Genomic DNA, 11,911 nt, shown 5'->3' on the forward strand with positions numbered 1-11,911 from the left:
TTGCGGGTTCAGCTCCAGCGCCAGCTCGCCGGACAGATATTGCTGCTCGAACAGCTTGTTCTCGCCGACATAGGAGGAGATCATCTTGGCGACCTGCCGGCTCTCCAGCAGCATCCACAGGCCGAAGCCGTCCGCCCCGGCATTGTTCGAGATGACGGTCAGCCCCGTCACCCCGCTCGCCCGGATTTCGGGGATCAGGCTCTCGGGATTGCCGGACAGGCCGAAGCCGCCCGACATGATCGTCATCCCGTCGAACAACAGCCCCTCCAGCGCCGCCGCCGGCGTGTCGTACAGCTTGCTTCGCATCCTTCTCTCCACGACCCTCGGCTTCTGACGCGGACCCGCGCGAGCCGAGTTTCTGACCCGGAACCTAGCGAGCCATGCCCGCTGGCGGCCATGATCGATCCAACGAGAGATTTGGACTATTCAACGGATCCGCGGCAAGGAGCCGGTCATGGCCACCACCTCCGTTCCGACCTTCTATCTCTATGGCGAGCCGCAGCGGGCGGTCGATCATGGCTTCGTCCATGCCGAATCGCTCGATCATCGCAACCGCCCGAACGAATGGCTGATCCACCCGCACGCCCATGCCGATCTGTCGCAGATCTTCGTGATCGAACAGGGCAGCGGGCGGATGGTGGCGGAGGATCGCCGCTTCGCCTGCGAAGCGCCCGCGCTGGTATTGGTCCCAGCCAAGGCGGTCCACGGCTTCCTGTGGAACCCGGATGTCAGCGGATCGGTGCTGACCTTGTCGAACGACATGCTCGCCGAGCTGTACCGCGCCGACCCTGCCCTGCGACAGGTGTTTCAGTCACCATGCACGCTCGCCCTGAGCGCGGAGGACACGGCGCTGGCGAGCGGCGCCACGCAATGGCTGATCCGCGAACTGTCATGGACCGCGCCCGGACACCGCGCGGCGATACAGGCGCAGTTGCTGTCGATCCTCGTCATCGCCTTGCGCCGGTTGCAGCAACAGGACCACATCGCCGAGCCGCCGACCGCTGCCGACCGGCTCGTGGCGCGGCTGCGCGAACGGATCGAGGCGCGCTTCCGCCTGCGTGAGCCAGCGGCGGACCACGCCGCCGCGCTGGGCGTCAGCCTGACCACCTTGCGCAGCGCCACCGCCCGCGCGGCCGGCCTTCCGCCCATGGCGCTGCTCGACGAACGCGCGCTCTTGGAAGCCAAACGCGCGCTGCTCTATTCGTCGCAGGGGGTGGCGGAGATCGCCTATGCGCTGGGCTTCACCGACCCCGCCTATTTCTCGCGCTTCTTCGCGCGCCGCACCGGCATGAGCCCCCGCATCTTTCGCGAACGCCGCGGAATGGTCCAGGCCACGGAGAGCCGTGTCGAACAGACATAGGCGATGCCGAATGATCCAAACGCAGCCGCAACTGGTCCACGATCCATTCCCTCCGCCGGAGTTCGCGACCGCCTCCGGAACATCAACTCCGTAAGGCCGGACCACGCCATCCGGGCGGCAGCCCCCTCGATTTCCGGTTCATCCACCGTCAGCATCGGTCCCCTGCCCCGCCTGCCATGTTGGTTCGACGGAGCAGGGATCGTCTTTGGACACCGATTGACACTCATGACGGTCGCGAGTTCCGAGAGCCCCCCGATTTCCGGGGTTATTCCGACGCGGTCTTTCTGTAATCCAGCGGCGGCTTGCGATTGCCCAGCATGGCCTCATAGGTGAAGTTCGGCCCCCGACGCTTCTCGAACTCCGCCTTGGCAGCCGCGATTTCGGCCGGGTTTCGGAAGAGTTCGGCCGCCGTCAGCGCGAGTGTCTTGGTGGCGACGATGGCGCCCTTGACGCCGATGCTCGATCCCGCCGCCGCGACGTTCTGCCAGCTATGCCCCGCCGATCCCGGTACGAAGGTCGCGGTCGACAGCCCCACGGTCGGCGTCACCCAGCTGACGTCCGACACGTCCGTGGACCCGCCGATCGCCTTTGTCTCGAGCCGAGCGGGTTCGATCTGGCCGACGCTGGCGAGGGCGGGAGCGCCCGCCGGCATCGATTTCTGCAACTGGGTGGCGAAGGCGATCTCTTCGGGCGTCCAGGTGATCCCGCCCACGGCGTGTAGTCCGCGATCCATCGCCTTCATCAACACCTCGTTCGGCAACAGGCTGTAGACGCCACCGATCTGTTCGAAGTCGACCGTCGTCTCGGTGCCCATCGCGGCGCCCTGCGCGGCCTTCTTGACCCGCTCCATCACCGATTTGACGATCTCCGGATCCTGGTCGCGGACATAATAATAGACTTCGGCCTCGTCGGGCACGACGTTGGGCGCCTTGCCCCCGTTGGTGATGACATAGTGGATCCGCGTATGGTCGGGAACATGCTCGCGCATCATGTTGACCATGGCGTCCATCGCCTCGACGCCGTCCAGCGCCGACCGTCCCTTTTCGGGTGCGCCCGAGGCGTGCGACGACTTGCCGTGGAAGCGGAACTTGCCGGAAATATTGGCGAGCGACGGCGCCTGCGACGCGGAGTTCACATTGCCCGGGTGCCAGTGCAGCACGGTGTCGACGTCGTTGAACAGGCCTTCGCGGACCATATAGACCTTGCCCGACCCACCTTCCTCAGCCGGCGTGCCATAGACGCGGATTTCGCCCTGCACGCCGTTCTTAACCATCCAGTCCTTGACGGCGATCGCGGCATAGGTGGACGCGGTGCCGAACAGATTGTGGCCGCAACCATGACCGGCATCCCCACCCAAGGGGGTCCGTACCGGCAACGCCGCCTGCGATAGCCCGGGAAGCGCGTCATATTCGGCAAGCACGCCGATGACCGGTCCTGCTCCGTTTCGGAAGCTCGCGACGAAGGCGGTCGGCTCGCCAGCCACCCCCGCCTTCACCGTGAACCCCGCAGCCTTCAGCCGGGCTTGCAGCAGCGCCGAGCTTTTCGTCTCCAGATAGCCCATCTCGGCATATTTCCAGATTTGCAGCGCAGTGTCCGAGATCGGCGTGGCATTGGCATCGACCGCGGCGATCAGCGCGGTACGATCGGTGGGCGCCAATTCCTGCGCCGTTACGGGCATGGCGGCGGTCGTCATCAGTGCCGCCCAGAGCATCATGGTCTTCATCGTCTATCTCCCTCAAGTCCGCGCGGATCAGAACTTCTTGGTGATTCCCATGAAGAAGTAGCGACCGATCACGTCGTAATTCTGCGCGTCGTAATTGCCCTGGGTGTCGCCGACCTGCGGCGGCTTCGTGTTGAACAGGTTGGTGACGCCCATCCGGAACTCGGTGGTATCGCCCGCCTCGAACCGCGCGTTCAGGTCGTACACGCTGTATGCGGCGACGCCGCGCGTGCTGCTCGCGGGGTTCACGACCTTCGCCGAGGCGATCATGCCGTCGATATACCGCCACCGCAGCCCGAGGCTGGCCCCGCCCAGCGAGTAGGTGAACGACGTCACCGACTTCCATTCGGGATGGGCGAGACCTGCCGTCGTTTCGACGCCGGTCCCGATACTGCCGGCATAATCATAGCTCGGCGCGCCCGGCAGTGCCTGGATCGTGAACGACGCCAGATAGCTGACCGCGGTATTCAGCGCGACCGTCCCCGCGTCGCTTCCCAGCCCGATGTCCGAAAGATTGACCTTCCAGTCGAACTGGGCGTCGATACCCCGCACCTTGAAGGTGCCGAGGTTGAGCAGCGGTTGCAGCGGGTTCACCGGCACGCCGTTCGACGTATTGCGCGAAATCAGCGAGCAGTAATAATTGCTGGCGGCATATTGCGGGTTGTTGCCGCCCGCGTTGAAGCAGAACTGGAATGCCTGAGCGATCGAAAGCGGGCCGACCGCCTGCTTGATGTCGATGCGATAATAGTCGACCGACAGCGACATGTTGCGGAATAGCGGCGACGAGAAGGGCGACTGGATGACGCCGCCCGCCGAATAGGTGTCGGCGATTTCCTCCTGAAGGTCGGGGTTGCCGCCGGTCAGCGCGAACACCTGCGCCGTACCGAGCTGATAGCTGTCGATGATCGCGGTCGGCACGCCCTGTTGCAGGCACAGCGCACGGACCTGCGCGCCGTTCGCGCCGACGCGGTAGGACGATCGCACGTCGCACGGATCGCCGTTCGCGGTGGTCGCGGCGGGGCTGCCGATCGCGACGCTGCCCGTCGAGATCGGGGCGTAGAGTTCGCCCACGCTCGGCGCGCGGATCGCGCGATTATACCCGCCGCGCAGCCGCAGCGCGTCCAACACCTGCCAGTTCGCATCGGCCTTGTAGGCGTGCACGCCGCCGACCGAATTATAGTTGGAGTAGCGATAGCCGAGATCGAGATCGAACTGCTGGATCAGCGGGATGTCGTGCAGCAACGGCACGAGCAATTCACCGTAGACCTCACCCACCCTGACCGTTCCGCCGGCCGCGCGCAGCACGCTATAGCCCAGGATATCGCTGGTCCCGTCGGGCAGCGAGAGTTGCGCATCCGGCTGGAACGCATAGGAATTGCTGCGATAGTCGGCACCCAGTGCGAAGCGGAGGCTCCCCGCCGGCAACTCGGCCAGGCCGCCTTGGATATTTCCTTCGATCGTCTTTTGCTGGAGTTCGTTGGTGTTGAGTGTGCGCCGTGAGATATAGCTGACGCATTCCTGCGAAGGCGTCACGTTACCGAACGGGTTGAACCCGCCCGCGCACAATTCGGTGCCGCCGGTCGGGCTGTTGAGCAGGCGCGAGATGGCGCCCGCGCTGGCGCCGCCGGTTTGCGCGTTCTGGAACTTCGCCTTGCTGGTGTTCGCGTAGATGTCCCAGGTCCAGTCGCGAATGCCGATCTTGCCCGACAGGCCGGCGGTCAACTGATATACGTCGTACTCATAGGACTGGACGCGCGGCCCCAGGATGTTGAGCGCCTTGTAGAAGGTGACCGCCGAATTGGGGTTTGGCCGCGACGCCAGGATCGAACGGAAGGCCGGGGAGATGAACGGGTTCGTCGTCGGCACCGTCAGGCCATAGACGTTCGAGGCCAGGGTCGGGTTGGTGATGCCGACCGAATTATAGGTGGTGTAGCTGAACTGGCCGAACGCCTTGATGTTGTCGGTGACGTCGTAGTCGACCTTGCCGAACACCGAATAGCGATCGAGATCGGCCTGCAGCGATCCGCCATTATAGCCGAAATTGACCTGCTGGCTGTTGGTGCCGCTATTGACGATATAGGCTTCGTCGGTCTGGGGATCGCGATAATTGAGCACGGGGACGCCCGCCGTGCTGAACAGCGTCTGGTCGGTGTTGAAGCCGATCTGCCCGGTATAGCGCCCGGCGGCATTGCCGGTCAGCGCCGGCGTTCCATATTGTCCCACGAACACCGAATTGACCGCGGCAAGCGTCGGCAGGTTGGCACCGAACAGCGCGGTGCCCTGCGGGATCGTGCTCAGCCCCGGCGTGGTGGTGCGGAAGGTATAATAGTCGCGCTTGATCTGCTGCGCAGGGTCACGGCGGGTATAATCGAACGACAGCACGGCGTTGCCGCGATCATCGGCGAAGGTCGAACCGGCGGTGGCGGTGATGCGATAGGTGTTGCCGTCGCCATAGTCGCTAACGCCGGTCTGGCCGTTCAGGGTGACGCCCTTGAAATTACGGCGCAGCCGGAAATTGACCACGCCGGCGGTCGCGTCCGACCCATAGGTGGTCGATGCCCCGCCGGTGATGACCTCGATATTCTCGATCAGGGCTTCCGGAATGGTGTTCAGATCGACCGAGCCATCGGGATTGGATGGCTGCATCCGGCGACCGTCCAGCAGGATCAGCGTGCGCTTCGCCCCCAGGCCGCGCAGGCTGGCATTGGCCTGGCCGCCGTTCAGACCGGTGCTGGTGCTGCCGGTATTGCCCTGCCCGAACGCGCCGGTGAACTGCGGCATCTGCGACAATGCGCTCTCGACGGTGACCCGACCGGTATTTTCCAGCGTGTCGCTCGACAGGGAGACGATCGGGCTGTTCGCGACATAGTCGGACCGGGCGATGCGCGATCCGGTGACGGTGACTTCCCCAAGCGATTCATTCTCGGACTGTTCAGCCTGTACGCTGGCCGGTGGCGCGGTCGGCACACTGCTCTGCGCATGCGCCGTGCCGGCGGCGAGTGCAATGGAAGCGCAGCTCCCGCCGAGAAACGCTCGCGTGATACCCCGTACAACCATGTCGAACTTCCCCCTTGAATTAACCGCATCGTTGGCGGCCTCAAGGATGATGACGCGGCCCGATCGCCGCACCTCACGTGCAGAACGAAAAAAGTTCCAATGAAAAGGGAGCGATTGTTTCCAACCGCTCCCCAAATGCCATCCTGGCGTACTATTATATCATGAGGTCAACGCATGGCGGTCACCGACGGACCGTATAACAGGCCGTTGAACAACAGCTTGAACGTCGCATAGGGCTGCGCGCGCTGGGTGATTTCGGGGCCCATCGCGAACAGCTTGCCCTTGCCCAGATCGGCATCGACGATCGCAACCGTGCCGTCGAGGCGCTCTTGCCCGACCGCCCAGCCGCTGCGCAACGGGGCCGCCCCCTCGAACCACGCGACCTTCTTCGCCGCGCTGCCGGACAGCGTGAACGGTTGGCTTTCGTCGAAGAAGATGTCGACCGTGGGCGTCATGCCGTACGCCAGCGGCTGGCGGGTATCGACCCGAGCGGACAGCAGTGCGCCGGGAATGTAGAACTGCTTCTTGTCGAGCGCGGCGAGCGACCCATCGGCCTTCTTCGTGACCAGCGCGGGCTGTATCTGCGGATCGAGCAGGGTCGCCAGCCGGTTCGCGCTGCCGACCGTCACCACCGTTCCCCCGGCCTTTGCGAACGCCGCGACTGCCGGCAGCGTCTTTTCGGGCGTCACCTCGCCCAGCCAGCCGCGATACTCGGCCGGGATGCTTTTCGCGGCGGGCATCGTGAACCGATAGCCACCCGGATACGGCCCGCCCTGCGTCGTGGGCACGGTGCCGTCGGCAAACAGCAGCACGTCATATTTGGCGTTCAGGTTTCCGGCGTCGAGTTCTTGCGGATACACCACGCTGAACGGGAACTCATATTGTTCGAGCAGCCAGCGGGTCCAACCGGCGGGAATCACCCCGCCATAGCGATCGACCAGGCCGATACGCACCGGTTTCAACGCCAGCCTGGTAGCAGCGGGCGCACGATCCACGGCATAGGCGTCGATCCCGAGCTGCCTGGTCGACGACGCCATGATCGCCGCAGCGGCCGCCGACGCCGGGACCCAGATCGCACCCTCCGCCAGATCCTTGCCGCCCGCCCTGGTCGCGGCCCCGATCCAGGCCACCGGCACGCCCGCTTTCAACAGGCGATTGGTGAGAATGAAGCTGTTGTTCGCCTCATGCCCGACGATCCAGCCCGCCTTGCCCGATCCGATCAGGCGGCCGGGGTTCACGGTCAACAGGTCTGGCACGGGTTCGAAGCTGCCGGAGAAATTGTCGAGCACGCGATCGAAGCGGATGCCCATCTGATAGGCGAGCGTATAGCCGGTGACGTCATATGGCGCCTTGGGCGGGCCGCCGGGGAATTCGGGGTCGTGCGGATGATCCTGCGGTTCGAACATGTCGATCACGTGCGGGCGGTACGCCTGCGCGGTCTTCACCACATAGGTCCCCGCCGGATAGCGCTTGCCGCCGGCGGTGAACGGTGCGGTGGCACGATCGACATCGACGCCGTTCTTGATCAGTGCATTGAGGAACGCGATCGTGGTCGGCATGTCGCGCTGGTCGGGACCGAGCACATAGCCACGCGGGTCGCGCTTGGCCGGGTCCTGCAACACCGTGGCATAGAGCGAAGGCGCGACCATCCCCTCCTTGGCGCGGCTGTTATAGCCTACATAGCCCTCATCGACCTTGGCACCCTTGCCCGCCTCCTTCAGCGCATCGACGCGTTTCGGCGTGGTGGTCCAGCTATCCGTGCTGCCGCGAACGATCGCCTGATGGCCCATCCGCCAGATGTTCATCAGCAGCCGCTCGCGATTGCGCGACGCGTAGTCCATGACAGCGCGGTTCAGCGACCATTGATATTCCAGGCTGTCCTTCAGGTGCCACTCGCCCGGTGCGATCGGCAACGGCTCATCGCTGCGCGCGAGCTGGGTGTCGGCGATCAGCGGGATCTTTTCCGGCGTCGGACCGCCGATGATCTCGGTCAGCAGCCCGATCGAATTGTGGAAATAGGCGACGGAGCGCTCCATGCCGTTGTGCCAGGTGGAGTAAGGCGCGGCGCTGCGCATCCCCGACCCGCCCTTCTGCTCCGACACCAGCCGGCTGTGCATCGCGGAGCCGACCTCCTGCAATTCGGTCATCACGATCGGATTGTAATTATAGTTGAACGGGTCGCGAAACGGCGGCACGAACACCACCATGCCAGCAGGGCCAGTCTGGTGCTGGTTGAAGATGATCTGCGGAAACCAGGTCCGGAACAGCATCTTGTTGACCGCTTCGGTCTCCGGCATCTGCACCATGAAGCTGTCGCGGTTGTTATCGTGGCCGATGTATTTCTGGTAGAGGCGCGGAATGGTCCGGAACTCGCGGTCCTTGGGGTCGGGATTGCGCATGTACCAGTCCGCGACCAGCTCAAGCCCGTCGGGATTGTCCTGTGCGAACAATATGATCTCGTCGTTCAGCACGCGCATCGTTTCCGCATCCGTCCCGGTCAGCATGCGGTAGAGCACATGGATCTGGCTTTGCGTCGTCACCGTCTCGGTCGCGTGCATGCCGGCATCGATCCACACGATCGCCTTGCCCTCGTTCGCCAGCGCCTGCGCCTCGGCCTCGGTCTTCACCTCCGCCTTGGCGAGTTTGCGTGCGATGTCGCGGTAATGGTCGAGCTTCGCCAGGTTCGCAGGGGAACTGACGATCGCGACCCACATCGTGCGACCCTCCGCCGACTTGCCGATATCGACCAGCTTCATACGGTCCGACTGGCTCGCAAGCTTCTTCAGATAGGCTTCGTAGGCGTCGTAATCGGCGAGGAAATAGTCGCTGCCCGGTTCCTGGGCAAAGGCTTCGAACGGCGCGGTCACGGTGCCGACCTTCGGGGTGATCGGTTCGGCAGAGGCCGCACTTGCCAGCGCGAACGCACCGACGCCCAGAAAAAGCATGACCTTCGACATATGATATCGCCCCTTTGCCGCCGGACGTGACCGTCCCCGTGTTCATCAAGACGTAACTTCGGGTCGGTCCCTCAGTCGGCAGCGACGATAAATCAGCCCGGTATCAGATCGAACGCCACCGTCAGCCGCGGGGCGTCCCCGGAAAACGGCTCGGTGCCGTGCCAGAGATAGGAGGGGAACAGCACCAGCTGTCCGGGTACCGGCCGGACATGACGCGTCGGCGACAGCGCAGGCCGGGTCGGCACGCCGGGCCGTCCGAAGGCCAGCCAGCCCTGCGGTTGCTCCGCCACGGACGCCGGCAGATCGACATAGAAGGCGGACGACAACCAGCCGCGCGGATGCACGTGATCGGTGTGATAGCCACCGGGCCGCAGCAGCACCGACCATGCCCCCGCGAAGCGATATCCGCCGGTCTTGCGCCGCCGCACCGGATCGACCCCCGTCCCCAACTGCGCCAGATGCGCCCGGATCGGTGCGTCGAGCGCCGCGAACAGCGCGCGAAGGACCGGATGATCGACCTTGCTCAAATCCTCCTGCGTCTGGCTGCCCTGGCGAAGCGACTGGCCGAGCGGATGGGTTCGCCATGCGTGGCGCGCGCGCAGCGTCTCGGCGAGATCGTCCAGGAACGCCGCCAACGAGGGCCATCCCGGCGGCGCGTCGATGCGACGTGCGGAGACCAGTGCGGGATCGTCGCACAGCGCGGCATGACGTGGATCGCCGAGCAGTCGCCACGCGGTTGCAAGCAACGCGATCACCCCCTGATCGTCCGGTGCGGCGGTGCTGATCCGCATCGCCAATGTCGCCGCCTCGGACGGACGCCCTTCATGCAGCAAGGCCTCCACCACCGCCTTCGCCGCCTCAGCGGAGGACGGCGCAAGCCGCAAGGCCGCCGTCGCATGGGCAAGCTGGCCCTCGGCCTCCCCCAATGCAGCCCGGGCATTCGCCGCGAGCAGATGCAGCCCGGCATCCGCCGTGCGCGCGATCGCCCGGTCGAGCACCGCCGCCGCACGGGCGGGTTCGCCTGCGCTCATCAGCACGACCGCTTCGACCGACGCGAGTGCGGGTACGCGGTCCGCGTCGACCGCCGCCAGCGCCGCGCCGACATCCGCCGTCCGCATCCAGCGGAGTTGCGCCAGGTCGCGATGCGCCGCCACATAGTCCGCCCGCATCGCAATCGCGGACAGGAACGCCGCCTCCGCCGCATCGAGGTCCCCCGTCCCCTGCAACGCCCGCGCATGGACCAACCACGTCTCGGGCGCGGTCGATCCCTTGGCAAGGGCGCGGGCGGATGCCTCCACCGCCCCGGCGAATTCGCCGAGATCGCCGAGCGTCGAGGCGAGATTATGCTCCGCCACCGCGCTTTGGGGCCGTTCCGCGACGGCGCGGGCATATAGGGTCGCGGCGGTACGCAGATCGCCCGCCACCTTGGCCCGCCGCGCCTGCTCCATCGTCGCGGAAGCGGTCACTTCGGCGTCGTCACCATCAGCACCGCAAGCGTCAGGGTACGGATACCGGTACGGATCGCCTTGTCGTGATCGGGTGCGAAGAAGGGCGAATGGTTGCTCGGTACCGCTTGGCCCTTGGCCTTGAACGCGGCCAGTGTCGCCGCGTCATAGCCGCCGATCGTGAAATAGACCGAGGGCATGCCGGCATCGACGAACGCCGACCAGTCCTCGCTCGCCGACCAACCGGGCGCGGTTGCGGGCACATAGGTGACGCGGTCGCCGCCCGCCGCCTTCAGTTCCGCCGCCGCGCGTTCGGCCAGCGCATGGTCGTTGAACACGGCCGCGGTGCCGTACAACCATTTCACCTCGGGCACGGGCGCCATCGACATCGCCGCCGACGCCTCGGCGGTCCGCTTCACGCCGTCGAGCAGCAATTGCCGCACATCCTTATCGAACGACCGCAGGCTCAGCTTCAGCGTGGCGGTGTCGGGAATGATGTTGCCGACGGTTCCCGCCTGAAATGCGCCGACGGTGACCACGCCGAACGCATTCGCGTCCTTCTGGCGGCTGATCACCGTCTGCACGTCGGTGACGAAATGCGCGCCCATCACGATGGGATCGATCGTAGCACTCGGCATCGATCCATGTCCGCCGCGCCCCTTGAAGGTGATCTGCAAGCTGTCCGAATTGGAGCTGGTGACGCCGTCCTTGACCAGCACCGTCCCAGTCTCGCCCGACCCGACATGCGCGGCGAAACCGTAATCGGGCTTGGCGAACCTGGTGAACAGCCCGTCATCGAGCATCGCCTTGGCGCCTTTCAACTGCTCCTCGGCGGGCTGGGCGATGAACATCAACGTGCCCTTCCACTGCGACTTCATCGCCAGCAGCGCCTGGGCCGTCCCGATCCACGCCGCCATGTGCACGTCATGTCCACAGCTTTGCGCGACGAAGGTCGTCTTGCCTTCATATTCGGTCTGCGCGCGGCTCGCATAGGGAAGACCGGTCTTCTCCTCCATCGGCAGGCCGTCGAGTTCGGTGCGCACCATCACGGTCGGCCCGGGACCATTACGATAGATCGCAACGACCCCCGTCCCGCCCACCTTCTCGGTCACGGTGAAACCCATGGCCTTCATCTTGCTCGCCAAGAGCGCGGCGGTGCGCACCTCCTGCATCCCGATTTCGGGATGGGCATGGATATCACGGTACAGCGCGTCGAGCGCGGGATAGCTCTTCTCGATCTGGGCATCGATCGCCGCCCTGTTGGCGGCGGGGCCGGGCGCGGGCTCGGCGGACGCCGCGCCGACACTCGCCATCATCAGACATCCGGTAAGCAGCATCGTCTTCATGGAAAACACCCATCGTTCGAGACCGG

Annotated in this window: 7 protein-coding genes; 1 reads left to right on the plus strand and 6 read right to left on the minus strand. The window is 65.2% G+C overall.

Annotation, left to right across the window (positions count from 1 at the left end):
• Positions 1-306, minus strand: a 306-nt coding sequence (locus OXQ33_RS12935; protein WP_276040159.1) for a CoA-transferase, incomplete at its 3' end; no start/stop codon positions are given.
• A 148-nt stretch (positions 307-454) separates the two neighbouring features.
• Between OXQ33_RS12935 and OXQ33_RS12940 the strand changes: the two genes are divergently transcribed.
• On the plus strand, positions 455-1,360 hold the full coding sequence (locus OXQ33_RS12940) for a helix-turn-helix domain-containing protein (protein WP_267435109.1): 906 nt from the start codon (positions 455-457) through the stop codon (positions 1,358-1,360).
• Positions 1,361-1,625: 265 nt separating this feature from the next.
• Here OXQ33_RS12940 and OXQ33_RS12945 read toward each other — a convergent pair whose 3' ends face one another.
• The 5 genes from OXQ33_RS12945 to OXQ33_RS12965 form a co-directional block, all read right to left on the minus strand.
• Positions 1,626-3,074 carry an amidohydrolase gene (locus OXQ33_RS12945; protein ID WP_267435140.1) on the minus strand — a complete coding sequence of 483 codons (1,449 nt, stop codon included), beginning with the start codon at positions 3,072-3,074 and terminating at the stop codon, positions 1,626-1,628.
• 36 nt (positions 3,075-3,110) lie between these two features.
• Positions 3,111-6,137: a TonB-dependent receptor gene (locus OXQ33_RS12950; protein WP_267435110.1), complete on the minus strand. Its 3,027-nt coding sequence runs from the start codon at positions 6,135-6,137 to the stop codon at positions 3,111-3,113.
• A 167-nt stretch (positions 6,138-6,304) separates the two neighbouring features.
• Positions 6,305-9,094: a M14 metallopeptidase family protein gene (locus tag OXQ33_RS12955; RefSeq protein ID WP_267435111.1), complete on the minus strand. Its 2,790-nt coding sequence runs from the start codon at positions 9,092-9,094 to the stop codon at positions 6,305-6,307.
• A 92-nt stretch (positions 9,095-9,186) separates the two neighbouring features.
• Positions 9,187-10,560, minus strand: coding sequence for a putative 2OG-Fe(II) oxygenase (locus OXQ33_RS17510; RefSeq protein WP_267435112.1), 1,374 nt, complete (start codon positions 10,558-10,560; stop codon positions 9,187-9,189).
• A complete protein-coding gene (locus OXQ33_RS12965) occupies positions 10,557-11,885 on the minus strand; it encodes an amidohydrolase (protein ID WP_267435113.1) in 1,329 nt (442 codons plus the stop codon). Before OXQ33_RS12965 ends, OXQ33_RS17510 begins: the two co-directional genes overlap by 4 nt.
• Positions 11,886-11,911 lie beyond the last annotated feature (26 nt).

The organism is Sphingomonas sp. GM_Shp_1 (assembly GCF_026540895.1).
Lineage (GTDB): Bacteria > Pseudomonadota > Alphaproteobacteria > Sphingomonadales > Sphingomonadaceae > Sphingomonas.